Source organism: Sinorhizobium alkalisoli, from assembly GCF_008932245.1.
Taxonomy (GTDB): domain Bacteria; phylum Pseudomonadota; class Alphaproteobacteria; order Rhizobiales; family Rhizobiaceae; genus Sinorhizobium; species Sinorhizobium alkalisoli.
The window spans coordinates 342962-362475 of record NZ_CP034911.1; the positions used below are offsets into that span (position 1 = coordinate 342962).

18 protein-coding genes are annotated in these 19514 nt (G+C 62.1%); 4 read left to right on the top strand and 14 right to left on the bottom strand.

The genetic code is table 11. The features are described 5' to 3' along the window. Nucleotides 1–204: 204 nt before the first annotated feature. Both EKH55_RS28685 and EKH55_RS28690 read right to left on the bottom strand, forming a co-directional pair. The gene (locus EKH55_RS28685) at nucleotides 205–1266 is read right to left on the bottom strand and encodes a DUF7146 domain-containing protein (RefSeq protein ID WP_069460925.1); all 1062 of its coding nucleotides are present in this window, start codon (nucleotides 1264–1266) and stop codon (nucleotides 205–207) included. A 5-nt stretch (nucleotides 1267–1271) separates the two neighbouring features. Further along, nucleotides 1272–5684: a strawberry notch family protein gene (locus EKH55_RS28690; RefSeq protein WP_069460885.1), complete on the bottom strand. Its 4413-nt coding sequence runs from the start codon at nucleotides 5682–5684 to the stop codon at nucleotides 1272–1274. A 306-nt stretch (nucleotides 5685–5990) separates the two neighbouring features. On the opposite strand from EKH55_RS28690, the gene EKH55_RS28695 reads away from it, so the two are divergent. Then, nucleotides 5991–7181 carry a DUF1173 domain-containing protein gene (locus tag EKH55_RS28695; RefSeq protein ID WP_069460886.1) on the top strand — a complete coding sequence of 397 codons (1191 nt, stop codon included), beginning with the start codon at nucleotides 5991–5993 and terminating at the stop codon, nucleotides 7179–7181. A gap of 8 nt (nucleotides 7182–7189) precedes the next feature. Here EKH55_RS28695 and EKH55_RS28700 read toward each other — a convergent pair whose 3' ends face one another. The 7 genes from EKH55_RS28700 to EKH55_RS28730 form a co-directional block, all read right to left on the bottom strand. Beyond that, entirely contained in the window at nucleotides 7190–7594 is a 405-nt protein-coding gene (locus EKH55_RS28700) for a type II toxin-antitoxin system VapC family toxin (RefSeq protein ID WP_069460887.1), read from the bottom strand. After that, complete coding sequence (locus tag EKH55_RS28705; RefSeq protein WP_069460926.1) at nucleotides 7594–7839, bottom strand: type II toxin-antitoxin system VapB family antitoxin; 246 nt, start codon at nucleotides 7837–7839, stop codon at nucleotides 7594–7596. Before EKH55_RS28705 ends, EKH55_RS28700 begins: the two co-directional genes overlap by 1 nt. Before the next feature lie 156 nt (nucleotides 7840–7995). Further along, a complete protein-coding gene (locus tag EKH55_RS28710) occupies nucleotides 7996–8439 on the bottom strand; it encodes a DUF3846 domain-containing protein (RefSeq protein WP_069460888.1) in 444 nt (147 codons plus the stop codon). A gap of 164 nt (nucleotides 8440–8603) precedes the next feature. Then, the gene (locus EKH55_RS28715; RefSeq protein ID WP_069460889.1) at nucleotides 8604–9794 is read right to left on the bottom strand and encodes a DUF932 domain-containing protein; all 1191 of its coding nucleotides are present in this window, start codon (nucleotides 9792–9794) and stop codon (nucleotides 8604–8606) included. Nucleotides 9795–10010: 216 nt separating this feature from the next. Next, the gene (locus EKH55_RS28720) at nucleotides 10011–10655 is read right to left on the bottom strand and encodes an antitoxin of toxin-antitoxin stability system (RefSeq protein ID WP_069460890.1); all 645 of its coding nucleotides are present in this window, start codon (nucleotides 10653–10655) and stop codon (nucleotides 10011–10013) included. Beyond that, nucleotides 10648–11085 carry a hypothetical protein gene (locus tag EKH55_RS28725; RefSeq protein ID WP_069460891.1) on the bottom strand — a complete coding sequence of 146 codons (438 nt, stop codon included), beginning with the start codon at nucleotides 11083–11085 and terminating at the stop codon, nucleotides 10648–10650. The genes EKH55_RS28720 and EKH55_RS28725 overlap by 8 nt, the downstream gene beginning before the upstream one ends. A gap of 73 nt (nucleotides 11086–11158) precedes the next feature. Beyond that, on the bottom strand, nucleotides 11159–13294 hold the full coding sequence (locus tag EKH55_RS28730) for a ParB/RepB/Spo0J family partition protein (RefSeq protein ID WP_151614006.1): 2136 nt from the start codon (nucleotides 13292–13294) through the stop codon (nucleotides 11159–11161). 238 nt (nucleotides 13295–13532) lie between these two features. Between EKH55_RS28730 and EKH55_RS28735 the strand changes: the two genes are divergently transcribed. The 3 genes from EKH55_RS28735 (at nucleotide 13533) to EKH55_RS28745 (ending at nucleotide 15437) form a co-directional block, all read left to right on the top strand. Continuing rightward, entirely contained in the window at nucleotides 13533–13865 is a 333-nt protein-coding gene (locus EKH55_RS28735; protein WP_069460894.1) for an integration host factor subunit beta, read from the top strand. A 631-nt stretch (nucleotides 13866–14496) separates the two neighbouring features. Then, the gene (locus EKH55_RS28740) at nucleotides 14497–14853 is read left to right on the top strand and encodes a TA system antitoxin ParD family protein (protein WP_069460895.1); all 357 of its coding nucleotides are present in this window, start codon (nucleotides 14497–14499) and stop codon (nucleotides 14851–14853) included. Further along, nucleotides 14850–15437, top strand: coding sequence for an ATPase (locus EKH55_RS28745; protein WP_069460896.1), 588 nt, complete (start codon nucleotides 14850–14852; stop codon nucleotides 15435–15437). The genes EKH55_RS28740 and EKH55_RS28745 overlap by 4 nt, the downstream gene beginning before the upstream one ends. A gap of 70 nt (nucleotides 15438–15507) precedes the next feature. Here the strand turns inward: EKH55_RS28745 and virB11 are convergent, their stop codons facing one another. Genes virB11 through EKH55_RS28770 form a run of 5 tightly spaced genes read right to left on the bottom strand, consistent with a single transcriptional unit; the run spans nucleotide 15508 to nucleotide 19505 of the window. Further along, nucleotides 15508–16530, bottom strand: coding sequence for a P-type DNA transfer ATPase VirB11 (virB11, locus tag EKH55_RS28750; RefSeq protein ID WP_069460897.1), 1023 nt, complete (start codon nucleotides 16528–16530; stop codon nucleotides 15508–15510). Between the two features lie 8 nt (nucleotides 16531–16538). After that, nucleotides 16539–17711 (bottom strand): type IV secretion system protein VirB10, encoded by a 1173-nt coding sequence (gene virB10 / locus EKH55_RS28755; protein ID WP_069460898.1) that lies wholly within the window; start codon nucleotides 17709–17711, stop codon nucleotides 16539–16541. Nucleotides 17712–17726: 15 nt separating this feature from the next. After that, nucleotides 17727–18578, bottom strand: a complete 852-nt coding sequence (gene virB9 / locus EKH55_RS28760) for a P-type conjugative transfer protein VirB9 (RefSeq protein WP_069460899.1) — start codon at nucleotides 18576–18578, stop codon at nucleotides 17727–17729. Then, the gene (locus EKH55_RS28765; RefSeq protein WP_069460900.1) at nucleotides 18575–19246 is read right to left on the bottom strand and encodes a VirB8 family type IV secretion system protein; all 672 of its coding nucleotides are present in this window, start codon (nucleotides 19244–19246) and stop codon (nucleotides 18575–18577) included. Before EKH55_RS28765 ends, virB9 begins: the two co-directional genes overlap by 4 nt. A 1-nt stretch (nucleotide 19247) precedes the next feature. Then, on the bottom strand, nucleotides 19248–19505 hold the full coding sequence (locus tag EKH55_RS28770) for a hypothetical protein (protein WP_069460901.1): 258 nt from the start codon (nucleotides 19503–19505) through the stop codon (nucleotides 19248–19250). Nucleotides 19506–19514 lie beyond the last annotated feature (9 nt).

Sequence of the window (19514 nt, forward strand, 5' to 3'; positions counted from 1 at the left end):
GCCTTCCGGATCAGCCGATGCGCGAAAGATGCGCCGGCGCGGGGAAGAAACCTGACCGACCCGCTGAAGGCCTGGACGCGGCATGATAAGGGTCGCCTCTCGCCAGGCCCGCAGGCGCGCAAACCCGGATGGCGGCCTTTCCGGACCGGCACTGTTCATCACGCCGCAACACCGCGCTCGCCATGTGCCTCCCCGGCTGCCGCGTCATACGGACAGAAGCGTATGCGCATCCTCCGGTGCGAGCTGGTCGCGGAGATTTGCCAAGAGCCGGTCGGGCCCAAGACGTCGCAGGTCCTCGTTGAAGTCGCCGAGTTCGGGGTTAAGCACCAGCGGCAGGATGCCGAGCGCCTGCGCCCGGCGGCTCAACCCTTCGATGCCGTGCCGGCCGGCGGCATCGGCGTCAGCGGCGAGGTAGAGGCGCAGACACCCTGCCGGCGGCCGGAAGGCGGCGAGGTGATTGGCCGTCAGCGCCGAAACCATCGGCATGGCGGGCATCACATGAGACAGCGACAATATGCTTTCGAGTCCTTCACCCGCGATCATGACCGGCACAAGGTCCTTTGCGGGAAAGCCGAACCGCACTGCATTGCCGAGCAGCGTACCCAGCGCACGGCGGGGTGTGTCGACCGGAGCCTTGCCGATGCAGCCCGGCTCGGATCCGGAGCACGCAAGGTACGTGCGATGGACGCCCGTAATCGCACCGGATCGATTGGTCACGGCAGCGATCAAGGCCGGATAGCGGCTGGTCCTGCCGCTTGCGAGATCGCGGTAGTAGCAGGATGGGTGAAACCGCAGCGCCGGATGCAAGGCCGCCCGCAGGATGCCGCGCTGGCGCAGGTAGCCGTCGGCGAGCGTGGCGGCAAGCGGCTGGGTCATCCGAAACAGCCGTCGCGCCCGTTCGCCAGACGGTCGGTCGGTCGACGCGGTTCGAGCGTCACCGCTGCGCGACAATCCCGGTTCAGCACGGGCTGGATCACGGGGCTCGTTCAGGAAACGCCGCGCTTCATCGGCGACGTCACGAAAGTCGACAAGCCCACAGGCCTCTCGTACGAGATCGAGCAAATCGCCATACTGGCCGGAGGCGGCATCTGTCCAGCGACCCGCACGATCACCTTTAAGCCGAACATAGAGCGAACGGCCCTTGGTGTTGGCGACATCGCCGACGATCCAGTAATTGCCGGCCCGGTGGCCGGCGGAGAGATAATAGCGGCAGACAGCCTCCGCGTCGCGCGCGAGACGATCCGCCAGTTGGGAGGCGGATAACATCAGGATCACCCCCGGCCGTCGACGTCGACAACGTGATGCCGTCCGATCAGACGCGACAGGATCCCCGGCCCTTCCTTCGACGTTGGAATGAAGTACCGCAATTTCCAGGCGATCATTTCCGAGAACAGGCCGATTGCGCGGAGCCTGTCGCGCATGCCGTCGGTGAAGCCGGTGAGCTCGATGCGGTAGTTGTTCATCACCCGGACACGCCGCAGCGTCATGCCGCCGGCAAGGGCGACAACCGAGGATCCAGCAAGCAGCGATTGCCAGACGTGATCGGCGCTGACGACTTCGGTCTGGTCGAGCCCGAAATTCCGGCACAGCCGAGAGAGCCCTTCAGGAGTTATCAGACGGCCGACGATGCGCTCGCCCTCGTCGGTTTCCAGCCGGTAGACTCGGCAATAGTCCTGCGGCAGCAGTTTCCAGATCGGTAAGAGCAGGCCGGAGACGACGTGCATGGTCGACAGCGAAAATTCGGGGAGATTGGCGACCTCGGCCTCCCAGGCGGCGGAGAAGGTTTGCTTGTCCGTTTCCTCCCAATTCGTCTCATCGAGCTGACGCAGTTCGAAACGGATCTCGTCCATCGGCCGGATGAGCGCCACGCGCGGCTCAATCGATCCGTCATCGAGCATGACTGAGCGAGCCGGAACCTGGACGGCCGGGCGGCCGGACTTCCCGTTGATCACAAGCTTCGCTTGGCGATCGTGCGCGGCGAGTTCCAATGCGTCGGAAAGAACTATCGGCCTGTTGCGATCCATGCGTTCGATGGTCAAGAGATGCGACTGCGCGCCGGTGACCGGATGGGTATAGACCAGCCGCCGATCCTTCACCGTCATGCGGTCCGCAACCAGCGTCTCCAGCCCCTTGTCGTAAACGCCGGCCGCAATCGCGCCCTCGATCCGGGCGGCGAGCAATTGTTCGAAGGCATCGAACAGCAAGTTCTGCATGCGAACCGTCAGCGCCAGCATCCGGTTGAGGAAGGTGTGAATCGGCGGCAGTTCGTCCTTGAGACCACCTTCCTCTGCCGTCAATGAAAGGCCGGTGATCGTCTCGAACGTTTCGAGCGAGCAGCCTTGGATCCCGCCGCCATGGATGAGCCTATAGAACTGCCGCAGCGCATCGCGGGCATATTGGGATTCGAGATTATCTTCGGAGCGGAACATCCCCTGCCCGCCCGTCTGCCGCTGTCCGCGAGTGATCGCTCCGAGCGTGTCGAGACGTCGGGCAATGGTCGAGAGAAACCGCCGTTCGGCCTTGACGTTGGTGGCGATCATTCGGAAGCGCGGCGGCTGCGCCTGGTTGGTGCGATGGCTGCGTCCCAGCCCCTGGATCGCCACGTCCGCCCGCCAGCCGGCTTCGAGGAGATTGTGGAGACGCAGCCGCTGGTTCCTGGCGCCGAGGTCGGCATGGTAGGAGCGTCCCGTGCCGCCGGCTTCGGAGAAGATCAGGATCGGCTTCTCGTCATCCATGAAAGCGCCCGTCTCGTCGAGATTGGCGCTGCCCGGCCGGTTCTCGACGGCAAAGCGGGCAATCGCGCCACTGCCGTCGCGGCGCACGATCCGGCGCGAGCGGCCGGTGATCTCGGCAACGCGGTTCGTGCCGAAGTGCTGGACGATCTGGTCGAGCGCGGTTGGAATGGCCGGAAGACTGCCGAGCCTTTCGAGGAGAGCGTCCCGGCGGGCGACGGCTTCGCGGCAAAGGACTGGATTGCCCTCGGCATCATGGACCGGCCGCGACAGCAGATTGCCCTGGTCGTCAGAGTATTCCTCGAAAAGCTGGATCGGGAAGGAATGATTGAGATATTCCGCGACGATCTCGCGCGGTGTAACGTCGACCTGGATATCGCCCCACTCCTCAGTCGGGATTTCTGCCAGCCGGCGTTCGGTGAGCGACTGGCCGGTGGAGATGATCTGAATGATGGTCGCGTGGCCTTGCTCCAGATCCTTGTTGATCGCACGGATCAGCGCCGGTGTCTTCATCGAGGTCAGAAGATGATTGAAGAAACGCTGCTTCGAGCTTTCGAAGGCCGAACGCGCCGCGGCCTTGGCGCTTCTGTTGAGTGTGCCCGTGCTGCTACAAATGCCGGAGGCCTCGAGCGCCGCGTCGAGATGATTATGAATGACCTGGAAGGCCTCGGCGTAGGAATCGTAGATGCGTACCTGTTCGTCGGTGAGCGCATGTTCGAGGATATCGTATTCGACTCCTTCGAAGGAGAGCGACCGCGAGGCGTAGAGGCCCATCGCCTTGAGATCGCGGGCAAGCACTTCCATGGTCGCCACCCCACCGTCCTCGATCGCCGCGATGAACTCGGATCGTGTCGAGAACGGAAAGTCGGCGCCGCCCCAGAGGCCCAGCCGTTCGGCATAGGCAAGCGACTCGACTTCGGATGCACCGGTCGCGGAGACATAGACGACGCGGGCATCGGGAAGGGCTCGCTGCAGACGCAGACCGGCGCGGCCCTGTTGCGAAGCAGCCTTTTTCCCGCGCTCGGACCTGCCGCCCGCAGCGTTTGCCATCGCATGACCTTCGTCGAAGATCACAACTCCGTCAAAATCGCCTCCCAACCAGTCAACGATCTGCTGGACGCGCGACCGCTTTCCCTCGCGTTCGTCACTTCGCAGTGTGGCGAAAGTGACGAAGAGGATGCCTTCGTGGAGCTTGATCGGCGCGCCCTGGCGGAACCGTGAAAGCGGCGTGACCTGCAGCTTCTCCTGGCCGAGCGCGCTCCAGTCGCGCTGTGCATCCTCGATCAGGGTCTCGGATTTCGAGATCCACAGATGGCGGCGGCGTCCTTTAAGCCAGTTGTCCAAAATAATCCCGGCCGCTTGACGGCCCTTGCCGGCGCCTGTGCCGTCTCCCAGGAACCAGCCGCGCCGATAGCGGACCGCGCCCTCGGCGTTTGGAGTCACGGCCCTGAGATTGTCAAAGCTCGCATCGACGGACCAGTGGCCGGCGAGATAGCCGGAATGGGCTTCGCCGGCATAGATCACGCTTTCGAGCTGGGCGTCGGAAAGATCGCCGTTGGTGACGGCACGCTTTGGCAGATGCGGGCGGTAGGTCGGTTTGGGTGGCGCGACCGACGCCATTGCGACGGACTCGACCAGCCTGTCCGGATGGGGCTTTGCGTCCGGGATTTGGATGGCCTGCAGCTGATAGGGCTCGTAAATGCCGTCGGCGACATCAACCCGGATTTTGGGAGAAGTATCGCGCAGCTCGTAGGAGAGTTCGACGAACTGATCGTCGGTAGGGCGCACAGGCGAGAACCCGGAACGAGGGGCACGGACAGCAGGCGAAGAGCGCACCGTAGACGCGCTGGCCGCCACAGGGGGCAGCGTGTCGTCACGTTGGCGTGCAGCCATTGTTGTGCAGTCGGAAAGGATGCCGATGGGTAGGAGGCACTGGGAACGCGGCGGAAGGTCGGAAATCCAGGCGAGTAATGCTTCCGGATCGCGAGCGACACCGTGCGAGGCAACGAAGTTCGCGGGATCGGTGGGGGCGATTTTGTCGATCACCGTCAGGCGCGTCTCCATTGTCGTGCCGTGCCGGGCATAAACGCCGCCGCCGATGGCGGCGCTGAACAGGACCGAGCCGCGCTCCTGCAAGCGAACGAAGGCGTCGCGCCAGTTCGGGTTGTCGGGAGAAAGGCTGCCACCGGTGATCGCCACGAGCCGCCCACCCGGGGCAAGCCGCGCGAAGGCCGAGATCAGATGACGCCATGCGGCGTCGGCCATGCGGCCCTCGACGTGAACGCCGGCGGAAAACGGCGGGTTCATCAGCACGACGGTCGGGCTCACCGAGCGGTCGAGGTAGTCGTCGATGTGGGCGGCGTCATGCTGCGTGACCGTCGAGGCCGCAAAGAGTTGCTCGAGAAGCGCATGCCGGACGGGCGCATATTCGTTGAGTGCCAAGCGTGCATGGGCAAGCTCGGCAAAGATCGCCATCAGTCCCGTCCCGGCGGAGGGTTCAAGCACGATGTCGTCCGTCACGAGGCCGGCAGCGCGGGCTGCGACATAACCCAGCGGAATCGGTGTCGAGAATTGCTGGAACCGTTGGGTTTCCTCGGAGCGGCGCGTATGGCTCGGGATCAGGCTCGCGATCTTCGTCAACATCGCAAGTGCTGTCTGCGGCGCATTTGAGCCGGCGGCGATCGCCGCACCGAACTTGCGCAGGAAAAGTACCTGCGCGACCTCGCTTGCCTCATAGGCGTCTTTCCATGCCCAGAGGCCCGCGGCATCCGAGCCGCCGAAAGCGTCGGTCAGGTTGGTGCGGAGATCGGCGGCGGCGATTGGCTGTCCACGTTCAAGAAGGTGCAGAAGCGCCTCGCCGGCTTTGCGGATTTTACTGGCGCGGAAGCGTTCGTTGGAGGCGCCAATCCGCATGGCGGCCGCATCGGCTGCCGGGGAAGAGATCACGTTCATGGGATACCCTGTTCGAGAGCGAGAAAGGACCGGCCCGCCCGGACGCTCTCCAAGTCCCGCCAGGCCAACCCATTTCGGCCCCTCTCTCCCTCTCCCATCCTCAGCACCCGGCACAACACGGGCTGCGACCGGTGCGAGCTCAGGCCCACACCGTTGTTCCCATCCAATTCCGCTGTGTTGGTTCCCAGCCGGGCCGAAGCAATGACCCATAGTGGTGTCTTCGCGCTAGTAAAGTAGACCGGCTTCGTGTTACATCGCAGTCGGCACGATCACGTGGGACTGGAATGACAGGTCAGGAGGGACAATGTGCGGCGGTTCCTAATCGGCGGCAGGTCATTCGAAGAGGGTTCTCAGGAATTGCAGGGTGTCCTCCCGCAAGCCTATGAACAGAAGCTCCGGCCGCAGTGCCAGTGTAAGGACCCGCCGGTCCCGATGTATATCGCCCAGGTTGACGGCCAATACCTCGTCAAGCGGATGCCGCTGACCGGGCGGGATCATGAAACCGGCTGCTCATCCTTTGAGCCGCCCTACGAGCTCTCCGGTCTCGGCCCACTGATTGGGAACGCGATCCAGATCGACGCAGCATCCGGATCGTCGCTGCTGAAGCTTGACTTCTCGCTGTCGAAACGCGGCAGCCGCGCAAGCGCTGCTCAGCCATCGCCACCGGCCGAGAGCGTGCGCAACGAAGCGAAGAAACTGTCGCTGCGCGCGCTGCTGCACTATCTTTGGGATACGGGCGAACTGACAGAGTGGACCGCGCTCTGGAGCGGAAAGCGCGGCTGGGCGCGTGTTCGCGCAAGCCTTGTCAATGCGGCTAGCCAAATGAACGTTCGCGGTGCGCCGCTAAGCGACATCTTGTTTGTCCCCGAGGCTTTCCACCAGGAGGATAAGGAAGGGATCGCTGCTCGCCGTGCGGCGGCACTTGCCGGCGCGAAAGCGTCCGGTTCGGGGCCGCGTAAACTCATGCTGGCGGTGGCGGAGGTGAAGGACTTCGACGCTGCAAGAGACGGCCAGAAAATCCTGGTGCGCCACCTACCCTTCCCCTTCATGATCGAAGGCGGCACCTGGAGACGCCTGAACGCCAGGTTTGAAACAGAGCTCGAGCTCTGGCGCTCGAGCAAAGAGTTCCATCTCCTCATGATCGCGACCTTCGGAATTTCGGGGGCGGGGATAGCCACGGTGGACGAAATCGCGCTGATGGTGGTCAATGAGAACTGGATCCCGTTCGAGAGCGTCGAGGAACACCGCCTTTTGGAAAAGTTGTCCGGACGGCGGCGCAAGAGCGTCAAGGGCTTGCGCTTCAATCTAGCCGCAGATCAACCGATCGCATCTATCACGCTGCCCCAAGAACGGTCGGGGCCGGTCGCGATGTATATCGTGCCGGCTGGGGCGAGCAACGATTATGAGACAGCGCTTGCGGATCTGAAGGAATCGCGGCCGGAAATGATCCCATGGGTCTGGCGCGTCGCCGAGGGCGATATGCCGAGACTGCCGTAGCAGCGGAATCAGAGAATGGTTTCCAGGTCTGTCGACCGGAATTCGTCCGCCGTGGCAAGGATCGCGACGCCGTGAAACCTAGCGCACGCGTAGTGCAAGCAGTCGCCCAGCTTAAGGCCATGGCGTCCGCTGCGATAACGATGTGCGGCAACAAGGGCAAGCCGCGCTGTCTCAGCCGCCGGCGGAAGGTCGCGGACCTCAATTCCCCGCTCGTCCAGGAACTCCTGCACAAGGTTTTCCACGGCCGGGATTGGAAGATTGAACTTGTCGGGCCGCGCCAGACCGAGAACAGTTTCAAGGATGGCGACGGGCGACGTGAAAGAAACTTTGGCTGACGCGATGGCATCGGACACGCGGGCCGCTTCCGGTTCGTCCGACAAAAGCGCTACGATCGCGCAGGCATCGACGAACATCAGCCTTCGCTCCACATGGCGTCAAAGACATCACGAGAGAGCGGCTTTCGTGTCTCGTCGTTCATCGACACGCCATGCTTCCGCCGTAGCCGCGCCGCGGTTTCGAGCGGAGTTTCGGCATGGCGCCGCCGCTCAATCGCTTCGCGCATCGCGATGACGATTGCATCCGTAATGCCGACGCCGGCCATCTGCGCGAACCTGCGTGTAAGAGCATCCGCTTCCGGATTGTTGACGTTGATGGGCATGACCATCTCCATGTAGATAAATCTCAAATGCAATGTAGATGAGCGTTGCACTTTTTCCAAGGGCGCCACGGCGAATGTGTTTGCGATCCCTCGATTTGGCGAAGAGGCCGGACATCGGTGCGCGCTGGCGAAGGCAGATCGCCGGCCCCCCAACGATCAGTAGAAATTGTCCTCGACGACGGCGGGCGGGCGCTGTTCGACACGCACTTCCATGGCGCTCAGCCGCGTGCCGAAGATGCGGGGGCCGTTCAGCGTCTCGAAGACCGGATGCAAAACCGGCCTGACGATCGTGAGCCGGCTGGCGATGTCTTCGATTGCGGCCGCGACATCGATGGTTTCGCCATACACATCTGTACCGATGATCAGGAGATTGCCGGCGAGCGGTGATGGATAGTCGTGAAGCTGCGTCACGCAAGGCAGGGTCTCCTGCAGACCATTGTCGTCGACGATGAGGGCGAGGCGGTCGTCGATCCGGACCATGTCGATGAGATCGCAGCCGATCAGGTTTCGAATGACGGCAAGCCGATTTTCTTGGGGGATCGCCACGATGCGGATCGTCGCGAGTAGCGGCTCTACCAGATACGCTTTGGTGCCCTTCATGAGATTTCTCCATAATTCAGCAAAGGGAAAGGTTGCTGCTCAACCCCTAAGGTCGGATCGGATCAGGCGTAATCAGCCCAGTCTCGGCTTCTTAGCCGCAGCAAGGGGAAGGCCCGGCGCGACGCCGGGCGATCCGGGGTTGGTTGAAAGGTTTGCTGAGGCGATCAGGAAGCTTGTTCGAGCAGCTTCTTTGCCTTGCCTTCCAGCTCGAGGCGGGTGTCCTGATGGGCTTTGCCCCGCGCGAGCGCCGTGATTCCCTGTACGAAGTCGAAAATCGACTCGGGCGGGCGACCTTCTTCGCAAAGCGCCGTCTCGATGATCTTGCCGGATTCGGCCTTGGAGAAGCCGCGCTTGCGCAGGAAATCCGTGCGCTCCTCGTCGTTTCGCGCAACGACCCGCTCGCGTGCCGCGCGGATGCCGGCCACAAAGGCGGCGGGCGAGGAATTGGCGAAATTCCTCAGCGCCGGTGCTGCCTCATGGGCAAAGCGCTGTGCCGCGAACTTCGAGTGCCGGATGGTGATTTCCTGGAAATTTTCGGTACCCCACAAATTCCTGTTGGCACAAACGGCACGCAGGTAAAAGCTTGCGATTCCAAGAGCTTTCGAGCCGACCTCGCTGTTCCAGGCATAAAAGCCGCGGAAATACAAATCGGGCTCGCCGTTCGGCAACCGCCCCGCCTCGATCGGGTGGGTGTCATCGACCAAAAATACGAAGACATCGCGGTCGGAGGCATAGAGTGTCGTCGTATCTTTGGTGATGTCGACGAAGGGGTTGTGGGTCATGGAAGACCAATCGAGGACCCCTGGAATTTTCCACATGGTATCTCCGGTCCCATTACCGGCGATGTTCATGATCGCCGACACGAGCGCGTGGTCCCAGATCCTGCCGTATTCGGGACCCGTAACAGCCCTGAGCTCGGTGCGGCCGTCGTCCATCTCCAGCGTCTTCACGAGCTCGGCGCGGCCGTCGAGAAGGCCGTGCTGCAGGTTGATCGCGGCAAGCGGCGCGGGAAGCTGGCGCATGTAGCTCGCGGGAGCGCCGACCAGGCTGCAGAGCTGCCCGTAGCTCCAATGGGTCGGCGCGATCGGCTGCCGCCCGCCGGGAACGACGAGTTCCAATCGTTCGGCATTGCTGCGCGTCGCCTCGACGCGGATCGCCGAAGTTTCCACTGTCCGGACACGCGCTCGCTCGGCCCTTGACTTGACCGAGTGGTGGAGTTCAGAAAGCGACAGATATCGCTCGTCATCCGGGCGCGAGAACCATTCGGACGAAACCCGTCCGATCCGTTCGCCGCGTGAAATATTGACCTTGAAGCCGGCTGATGCCGGTTGAACGCTGGAAATCATCGTGTTCATAGGACTCTCCTGAAACGAGAACGCCCGGCACTGGGCCGGGCTGTTGGGGATGGTGACTACCGGAGGCGGTGGCAGCCGATGATCTGGTCAGGTGTGAGTTCGCGACGGCAGGATTCCTCACCCTTGACGGGCGAGACTTCTTCTCTTCCTCCGCCGCATCTTGACCGCCCCCGCCTGACGGCCCTCTTCCTCTGAGATTGGCCGCACCGGCGCGGATCAGCCGAAGCGCTGGCCGGATGCAGTAAAGGTGTAGCCGTTGGCCGAAATCGCTTCGTCGACGGCCTGGTCCGACGTCAAGTACTGGTATTCGCGCTCGAGTTGCCGGTAGAGCCAGCGAGCAAGATCGCGGAGGCTCTCGATGACGGCTTCCTCCGCGTTGACCGTCATTGCCTGGTACGACGGACTGTCCCGCTCAACCGAGATCGCCATGCAGTAGGCATGGTAGTAGTGGCCACGATGGGTGGCATCGGCGCGGAGTTGATAGAAATTGCGCCGCTGAATTGCCTGAAGCATGTCGGCGATCCGATGCAGCTCGGCATCCTGCGGCGCGTACTCCCTGATCCGGCGTGGCGCCTGCTTGCCGTGGGAATACAAGGCTTCGAAGCATGCATCATCTCCTTGGCTCCAGAACCCACTGAACCAGATACAAGGGTCTTTGCGGGAGCCTCCGCCCCGGAGACGGACTGTGCGTGTCTTAAGGCGGAGGCCAAGGATTTCGCAGATGCGCTCGAAATCCTCATAGAAAAAATCGAACCAGTCGTAGTCAAAGCCGCCTTCGCGGTACCAGGCGCGAGCGCTGTCCTTCGCCGCATCCGACAGCTCATGCAACCGGTAGACGACAGTCTCGATGATCTCAGCCATCGCTCTCGCCTCCTATAATTGTCCCGGACACGGTTTCGGGATCGGGTGCGCCGGCAAGGATCGCCTCCGCCCGGGCGACCGCCCACGACGCTCTTGCGACCCACTCGGAGGCGCTTGGCCTGTCCGACCGGATGTCGGCGAGGATGATCTTCAGGACCCCGAGCAGGATTTCGAAATGCACCGCCTTGCGCTGAACCGTTTCCTTGAATTCAGGGCGAATTGGGATCGCCGGAGCGCGATAGGCGGCATCGGCGCCTTGCCAGATGCCGGTCACATGAGTCTCGCCTGCGGTCTCGTAGTCATGCCGGGCATCATCCCAGTCGTTGTCCTCGATTGCCGCGCGGCATGCGGCATCGCAAGTTTCGGAGCGATAGGTCCGGTGGCGGAAGACCGGCAGACGATAGGTGGTCTCAATCGTATAGTCGGGCATCGAAATGCTCCCTGTCGAAAAAGAGAAAGGCCCGGGTTCGGGACCGGGCCTTGGATGAGATGGGGAGATCGCTCTACTCAGCGGCGTCGAGATGGCCGTAGCCGCCGTCTCGGTCCGCGTCGTCGTCCCGATCGCAGGGATCGAAGTCTTCCGTCAGGAAGGCGGGAAGCGCGGCGCCGGCCTCGGCGTCAGGAGTGGCACCGGTGTTCTCAACCTTCGAGGAGGAATCATCGCTGGTGACGTCTTCGGCAGCGCGGAGCGGCTGCGGCAGCCATCCGCATCCGGCGATGAGCCGTTCAGCCTCGCGCGCCATATCGCTCTTCTTCAGATGGCCGATCAGCTGTGCCGACTGCTCGCCCTTCGCTTCCTGCACGGCCTGGAGAATATGGGCCTTGGTGACCCGACCCAGGTAGTTCTCGGCCGTCGGCGTCCAACCGGCTTCGACCATGTCGAAACCAATCGATCGTGCGACCTGGTCGGCATGCGCGATCGCGCGGCTGCGCTTGTTCCAGGGTTCGATAACCGCATTCAACGACAGCGAGGCGCAATGGGCAAAGAGCGCCTGCCGGCTAGCGTCGTCGAGCCCGATCAGGAAGCCCCAAAGCGCGTCGGGATCCTTGGGGAGATCCTGACCCCATGCTTCCTGCCGCTGGTCGATCTCCTTGGCCCATACGGTATCACCAAGCCCCGGCGTCTGCGAGAATCGGGCGCTCTGCAGCGTCACCTCCAGGCATGTATCGGACCCGTAGAGATAGAAGGTCTTCAGCACGAAGGCGTGCAGCACAGCGATGAATGCAATGACCGGATCATTGGCGAGCGCGTTGCGCAGCGCTACGGTGCGGGTTGCCGTCAAATCCAGCACCAGGCGTTCGGAGAGCGGCCGAAGCGAACCGTCCTCCTCTTCGCTTTCGGCATCCACGGAGCCGCCACCATGCGCCGCGTTACCGTCGGCAGAAACGGTCGGACGGCCGCCCGCGACATCGTTATCACCTTCCGACGCGTCGCCGCCATCAACGTCCATCTTCGGCTCGTCCTCTGGGCGGACGAAACCTCGCTCAATCTTGAGCTCGCCGTTTGCACCAAGCGAGATGAATGCGCCGCCGCGCGCGACGTCGTCGCCGTCAAACACGTAAGGCCGGTCGTTCAGCCGGTCGAGTTCGCCGCCAAGTTCCTCCAGTTTCCGCTCGGTGTCCTCACTATAGTCTTCGGCCTCGGCATAAGCCGCGTCGAGCGCGTCGTACTCGGCTTTGACGGCATCGTAGCGCTCCAGCTCATCCGCGCTCATCTCCGGCTGCTCGCCGTAGAAGCGGCGAAACCCCGAGGTGTGGCCGTAGGGGAAATCGAAGGCAGCCTCGATCCACTTCCAGCCTTCAGCAGACCTGATCGCCTCGGCGTCGGAATTGAGCTTCTCAATGACGAGCTGCTCGACCAGAGCCGGGTCCTGCAGCCAGCCGCCATTGTCCTCGTCGAAGAGATCGCGCATGACCACCCCGCCGGCACCCTCATAGGCTTCGATACCGATATAGACGGCACGGCGGTCGCTCGCCCGGATTGCCGTCTCGGTCAGAAGCCGGCGGATGTAATAGGGCTCGCGGACATGCTGGCGCGAAATCGTGTCCCAAACCTGTTCCTGCCGGACATGATCATTGGTGATCGAGAACGCCATGACCTGCTGCAGGGTCATCTCGTCGCTGGCGTAGAGATCGAGAAGGCGCGGTGAGACCGCTGCGAGCCGCAACCTTTGCCGCACCGTCGCGACGGATACGAAAAAACGGGCGGCGATGTCGTCTTCATCCTGACCCTGTTCCTTCAAAGTCCGGAAGGCTCGGAACTGGTCGAGCGGATGAAGGTCGACCCGATGCACGTTTTCGGCAAGGGAATCCTCGACCTCCGGCGTCGACGCCTGGCTGACGATGCAGGGGACACCGGCGGTCTTCGCGAGCCGTTTCTGGGAGACGAGTCGCTCGAGGGCCCGGTAGCGGCGACCGCCGGCCGGAACCCGGTAAAAGCCGGTCTCGTTGCCATCGGCGTCGAGCTCCGCCCTGACATTGAGGCTGGCGAGCAAGCCGCGGCGCGCGATGTCTTCGGCAAGGTCCTCGATCGAAACGCCGGCCTTGATGCGGCGAACGTTGTTCTGGCTGAGCACCAGCTTGTTGAAGGGAATATCGCGGGCCGCGCTAAGGGTAATTTTCTGGATGGCCTGGGCCATGTCGGTTCTCCATGACGGGCCGGCCGGAGCCTCTCTCCGACCACCTTAACCCGTCACGAATCCCCCTTCCCCCCTCCCCCTCTCTTCCTCCCCGCCAACTCCGGCCGGCGTGCCAAGCGGCCGGTCCGCCACGATTACAAGTTGATCGCGAGGCGCCTTCGTTCTAAGCCTACGGCACCCCCAGTCACCCGAGCCGACATCAGCCGCCCCTTCCCCGGCATCCTTCATGAGGTCGCCCGTGATAAAATCCGAACTCGTTTCCCTGGTTGCCGCTCGCAATGCCCATCTCTATCACGCTGACGCCGAGAAGATCGTCGATGCCGTCCTCGAAGAGATCGCCGCGACGCTCGCCGACGGCGGTCGTGTGGAACTGCGCGGCTTCGGCGTCTTTTCCGTGCGTAATCGACCGTCACGGTCAGCGAGAAATCCGCGGACGGGGGGGGCGGTTTTTGTCGAGGAAAAATGGGTGCCCTTTTTCCGCACGAGCCGCGAATTGAATGGCCGGCTAAACGAGGCCGGGGAAATAGATTCACGGACTGCTGCGGCGAACAAGGCTATCTTGCGATCATGATTAGGGTGGAGAACTCGCTGCAGCGACGCAACAAGCGGCAGCGGCTCCTTGGCAGTAGCAGCGGTCCCCGTTGCGGGGCTTCGGACCAATGCCGGGTAGATTTGCATGTCCTATGAGTGGGACCCGCTCCGGGCGCGTCGCACCCGAATGATCAGGATTGCTACGGTAGTGGTCTTGATCGTCAGCGCAGTGAGCGTTCCTGTGGCTGCACTGCTGACGGCAACAGCCAGATGAGCCGCCGAGCGCCACCGCATCAGACCAACGCCTTATGGGGCGGGCAGGGGTTCGCTCCAGTGCTTTATCAGATCATCTGGATCCACTTATTGGTCCAATGCCTGCAAAGCGCGGCGTCGACTCGTTAGGTTCTTTGAATATCGATCGACTTGGAGACCACTTGCCTCAGATTCTTGGGGGCGAGGCCTGAAGACTGGTAAGCCTACTATCCAATCTTTTGAGCAGAAGCGGAAACGCCCGGACTGGCGGGCACCGAGGTTAGAGACGATCGAATTCACAGTCTTGAGCCTACCAATCATGCGCTGTCGATGCCATCTGCCGAAGATTGGGCCCATTCGGTCTGACCTTGATTTTCAGGTAGCATTTTGCTACCTATATGATCATGCAGGAGATGAACATGGCTCAATCGGTCAAACTTGCAGACGACATAATGGCACTCATCCGTCGGGAAGCCGATATTCAGAGTAGGTCTGTTGCCGGTCAGATAACGCATTGGGTAAAAATCGGGCGAGCAATCGAGCATTCCGGGACCTTCGATTATGGCCGGATCAAGCTGGCACTCGAGGGCCGGCTCGATACGACCGAACTCCAAGAGGATGAAGAAGCCGCCTGGCTCGATGCGTTCACGACCAAGATGGCTGAACCGACGACGGCTGAACAAGAATTCTTTGCTCAACGCAGAATGTTGGGGCGCGGCGTTGGTCTCGATGCAGGTGGCAACCTCATCTATGCAAAGGATGACGCAGCCGCATGAGACCCAGCCTTGTCCTGCTTGCCGGACCAAATGGCGCCGGCAAGTCGACACTCTACCAGACCCGCGTTGCTCCAGGCTTCGCGGGTCCTTTTATCAATGCCGACATCATCCAGCGCGAGGAGCTCAAGGACAGCTCGATGGAAGCGGCCTATAAAGCTGCCGAGATTGCGCGCGACCGCCGGGCGGAAATGCTTGAGGCAGGCAAGAGTTTTGTGACCGAGACCGTCTTCTCTCACTCATCGAAACTGGAAATTATCGAAACCGCACGGACGCATGGCTACATCGTCATTGTCATGCATGTCGGTGTCGACAGTCCCGATCTCTCGGTGGCGCGGGTCAAGTGCCGCGCCGACGAAGGGGGCCATGATGTCCCGGAAAAAAAGATCCGAGCACGCTACGATCGTGGGCAGCCGTTGATCCGGCAAGCCGTCCTTCGTGCCGACCGTGGCATGGTCTTTGACAATTCGAAGCTCAACGAACCACCTCGGCAGATTCTGGTTTTTGAGAGGGGCCGCCTGCTGCAGGCAGCTCCCTATCTGCCGGGATGGGTCCTTTCGGTCTATGCCGACGACCTTATCATCTGACCCGCATCACTTGATAGGAGCGGGAGCCGCCAGCCGGGAGTGAAGCGTTTACCCCGCCCCGCTATTCGCGCTAGCGACTGCTGATGGCGTTTGCGTCAGGATGAGCGGGCCGAAAATAGATTTCCGTCACTCGAAACTTCCCGTCGACGCGCCTGCATTGCACAACGACATCGATGGCGATTTTGAGCATCTCGCGGATATCGTGGCGCTCGAGATCCTTGCCGCCGTCCGATTCCTTCACGAGCAGCGTCAACTGCTCGAAGGCTAGTTCCGCCGAATCCGCATGAACCGTGGTGATCGAGCCGGGGTGGCCGGAATTGACATTGCGGATGTAGTAGAAGGCCGTTCCGTCCCGCAATTCCTGAAGGAGAATGCGGTCGGGTCGCATGCGCAGGCAGGATTCAAGCAGGTCCTTCGCCGAAATCTTTGCAAGACCCTGCCCACCCTTGGAATAGAACAGACGCACGTTGTTGGGCTGCGGGATGACGAGCTCAGGCGTGTCCTCAATCGAGATGATGCGCTCGTGATCCGGAATATGCCAGATCAGTGCCTTTGAAAGCGTCGTCTTGCCCGAGCCCGTGGCGCCGGAGATTATGATGTTCTTTCGTGCAAGCACGGCCTCCTGAAGGAAGGCCCTATGGGCGCCGGTTCGGTGGAGTTCCAAGAGTCGGTGGTCGGAGGGCGCTGCGTCGCGGCTTGCCGGGGCGACGTCGGCGAATAGCCCGCCGTTCTCAAGATCCTGCAGGCTGAGCGACACGGAAGACGGCTTGCGGATCGTGATGCTGACGGTCTCCTTGGCGGTTGCTGGCGGAATGACGATCTGGATGCGTTCGTCATCGGGCAACGTAGCCGACAGGATCGGCCGGGTTTCGTCAATCGATTGATGGGAGAAGCTGGCCACGGCCCGGGCAAGGCGCATCAACTTTTGGAACGAAAGGGCCGGCAGGTCATGGGTCCGCCACCCACCAACACCTTCCGTCAGGACTTGCCCGGGCCGATTGACTATCACTTCATAGAGAGTCTCGTCAGCCAAGAAGTCTTCAAAGGGAACAAGCAGCTCCCGCACGACACCGGCGTCTGGGCCTTCAGTCATGAGAGGGCCTATTTGGTCACGAGCTTCGAATCCGGGAGGAAATCCCCAAGTACGGCGCGGTCATAGATGCGATTGCGAGGTTCGGTGACGCGCAGGCGATAGACGCTCGAGAAGTCGAGGTCGCGCGCCACGAAGATCGACACCAGTTCGCCCTGATGTTTCATGAGCGTCGGCGGAATGTTGATCGACTGCTCGACCGCGATGGCCGCGGCCTGGTTTCCTGCATTTGTGGTGTTCCGCGCATCGACATCGCTGTCCTGCAACCGGCTGTTGGCATAGGAGGTCGCGTCGCCGACGATGGAGAGCAGAATGGCGCTGCCGAACCTTTCCCACCAATGGGTGTCGACATAGCCGTCCATACCGGCGCGCCCGAGCGCATCGGTTGCCGGCGACGCGAGCGTGACGATCACGCCTTTCGGGGTCTTAGCGCGGTTCCAAAGGACAAACAGGCGTTTTTGTCCGCGCTGCAGCCCGCCGCGATATTCGCCGACCACCTGCGTGCCCTTTTCCATCAACACGACGCGGCCATTATCGGAGAGGACATCCCGGTTGATGACGCAACTGGTGAAGCCCGGCTGGTCGGAGGCGAGCGCGGTTTCGAGCACGCAAGGGATCGAGGTTCCCATGGCAACGATGAAGTCCCGGTTACCGAGCGTGCCGGCGCGCGACCCCTGCAATTGAGTGGGCGTCATCAGGCGGTTGAAGCGTTGGTCTTCGTTTTCGGTTTGCGTGTTGATGCCGGCCGGAGTGACGCCGAGCGGCAGATAGTTGGACGTGGCGTCGGCCGACTTCTCGTCTGTCTCGCGTTGCGTCGACGGCGATTTGCCTCCGAAGGCGATCACCGGTGCGCGACGTGCGGCGTCGAGCAGCTTATCGTCCACCGACGGGGCCGCCTCGGTGACGACCGGCGTCGGCAGTTTGACTTCGGTCGGCGTGACGACCGGTTCGGCTCTTTCCTTCGCCGGCTCGAAGTCCGATGTCTGGCGGATGACGACGCGCTCGGGCTGTGCGCCGTCACCATCCTTGTTTTCTCCGCGCATCGACCAGAGGGCGAAGGTGACGAAGACGATGATCGCAAGCGCGACCGCGCCGCGTCTGAGCACCGGATTGTTGTCGAGCCTGCGGCCGGTGGTCGTTTCGGCGCGCTCGCCCGGGATCCGGTTCGGTTCTTCCTCGGCCATTGGACCTCCCTATCCTTATTCGCCCGTCGGCGTCTTCATCACACGTTCAACGGACGGCGATGTCGTGTTGGTCTCGGGATTGATACCGACGCGGTCGTAGGCTTCGTTGAAGACGCAGAGCACGTCCCCTCCCCGGCGCAGGATGAACTTGCGGCTGATCGCATGGACGAGCACAAGGTTGCCCGAGACCGATTTCGATACGAGGCTTTCTGTGCCGTCGGAATTTTCGATGTAAATCGCCGGCATTTCCTGGTTTCCGACGAAAGCGAAGGTGGTGACCTTGCCGTTGTCATAGACTGCTTGCGGCTCGAGTGCTTGCGATCCTTCCGCCGAATAACGCCAGTTGCGCGGACCGTAGGCTTCGTGAAGGCCAAGCACCCGATCGGCCTGCGCCGACTGCGCGGCCCGAGCCCGGGCTTCCGCCTCCAGCCGCCGTCTCTCCGCTTCATCGGCCGGGTAGCGATATTTCACATAAAAGTATGTGTTCTGGCCGGCGGCGACCGAGCCGTCGCGCACGGTGAGTTCCATCTGGTAGCTGCGGGTCGACCCGTCGCGACGCGTGGTCACGACCGAGATGTTGGTGACCGGCTGGTTCTCCCGGGGTTTCAGGAAAAGAATGTTTCCGGCCGGTGCCACTTCCCAGGCGACGGAGTTGCCGAGTGCGACATGCGCGATTTCCTCGTCGGCGGCGAACTCGATCTGTACCGAGGATCTCAGCGTGCCGACGATCTTCGTGATGTTGTAGGGCTGGTAGTTGACGAAGCGGATACGATTGTCCTGGGTCGCGCCACGCGGAACCTCGAGTGCGAGGGCTGAGGATACGAGACTTCCGGCCAGCAGAAGGGAAATGAGGTAATGCGGTCTCAATTGATGGTCTCCGGATCGGCGCGATAGTCACTGACGACGAACCCCAAAGGATTGACCAGTCGGTCGGTGGCCGACATCGGGGCATTGGCATAGGAGAAGGTGAGCGTTGCCACCCAATGGGTGGTCTTCACCTCCTCGCCGCGCGTGACTGTGCGCATGTAGCGGACCGAGACGACGTTGGCGTTGATCAGCGAAATCGACACGATATTGATGCGTGCGGTCGCGCCGCGGCCATAGACGTTCTGGGGCGAATCCGGGTTGCTGCCGCGATAGAGTGCGGCAAATCGGGTCTGCTCGGCCTGGGTCGACAGGAGTGCCACGTTGCGGAAGTTCTCTTCCGCCTCGCTCCAGACATAACCTTCGCGAGCCCGCACATATTTGGCCGCAAAATACTTGGTTACTGCCTCATCATAGGTGCCGGCGGTCGCTGTGAGTGCCGAGACGACATCAACAATGCCGGTTGAATTGTCGACCCGAACGACGAAGGGTTCGACGGTTTTGAGCGGCGTAAGTGCTGCGATCGCGAAGACGGATGCGGCGGCGAGGACGCCGGCGGCGATCGCCACAGACCAGGCGATGCGCGCAGATCGCTCGACCTGAAGGAGGCGGTCCTGATCGAAGCGGCGGGCCTTATCAAAATAGCTCTTGAGACTGTCCGTGGTCACCATGTCATTCCTTCCCGCAGTTTCGGTAGGAGCCGGCGATGTCGAACTGTTCGAAGGCGGCAGGCGCGGCCTGGTTCTGTATTTCGGCATAGGGCGTTGCAGCGGAGGTCGGCTGCCTGGTGGGGCTCTTGTCCTCCCACTGCCACATTGCGCGGTTCAGCGGGCGGCGGGCATAGCCGTCGCATTTTGGAAGCGGGTAGGAGATCGAGGCGCAGCTCGCCAAACCGGTAAGAAGAAGGAACGATAAGATTGTGCGGATCATGTGGAATTA

Excerpts from the sequence above, each read along its gene's own strand:
- EKH55_RS28685 (WP_069460925.1), bottom strand. The coding sequence starts at position 1,266 with ATGTTATCCGCCTCCCAACTGGCGGATCGTCTCGCGCGCGACGCGGAG.
- EKH55_RS28690 (WP_069460885.1), bottom strand. The coding sequence starts at position 5,684 with ATGAACGTGATCTCTTCCCCGGCAGCCGATGCGGCCGCCATGCGGATT.
- EKH55_RS28700 (WP_069460887.1), bottom strand. The coding sequence starts at position 7,594 with ATGTTCGTCGATGCCTGCGCGATCGTAGCGCTTTTGTCGGACGAACCG.
- EKH55_RS28705 (WP_069460926.1), bottom strand. The coding sequence starts at position 7,839 with ATGCCCATCAACGTCAACAATCCGGAAGCGGATGCTCTTACACGCAGG.
- EKH55_RS28710 (WP_069460888.1), bottom strand. The coding sequence starts at position 8,439 with ATGAAGGGCACCAAAGCGTATCTGGTAGAGCCGCTACTCGCGACGATC.
- EKH55_RS28715 (WP_069460889.1), bottom strand. The coding sequence starts at position 9,794 with ATGAACACGATGATTTCCAGCGTTCAACCGGCATCAGCCGGCTTCAAG.
- EKH55_RS28720 (WP_069460890.1), bottom strand. The coding sequence starts at position 10,655 with ATGGCTGAGATCATCGAGACTGTCGTCTACCGGTTGCATGAGCTGTCG.
- EKH55_RS28725 (WP_069460891.1), bottom strand. The coding sequence starts at position 11,085 with ATGCCCGACTATACGATTGAGACCACCTATCGTCTGCCGGTCTTCCGC.
- EKH55_RS28730 (WP_151614006.1), bottom strand. The coding sequence starts at position 13,294 with ATGGCCCAGGCCATCCAGAAAATTACCCTTAGCGCGGCCCGCGATATT.
- EKH55_RS28740 (WP_069460895.1), top strand. The coding sequence starts at position 14,497 with ATGGCTCAATCGGTCAAACTTGCAGACGACATAATGGCACTCATCCGT.
- EKH55_RS28745 (WP_069460896.1), top strand. The coding sequence starts at position 14,850 with ATGAGACCCAGCCTTGTCCTGCTTGCCGGACCAAATGGCGCCGGCAAG.
- virB11 (WP_069460897.1), bottom strand. The coding sequence starts at position 16,530 with ATGACTGAAGGCCCAGACGCCGGTGTCGTGCGGGAGCTGCTTGTTCCC.
- virB10 (WP_069460898.1), bottom strand. The coding sequence starts at position 17,711 with ATGGCCGAGGAAGAACCGAACCGGATCCCGGGCGAGCGCGCCGAAACG.
- EKH55_RS28765 (WP_069460900.1), bottom strand. The coding sequence starts at position 19,246 with ATGGTGACCACGGACAGTCTCAAGAGCTATTTTGATAAGGCCCGCCGC.
- EKH55_RS28770 (WP_069460901.1), bottom strand. The coding sequence starts at position 19,505 with ATGATCCGCACAATCTTATCGTTCCTTCTTCTTACCGGTTTGGCGAGC.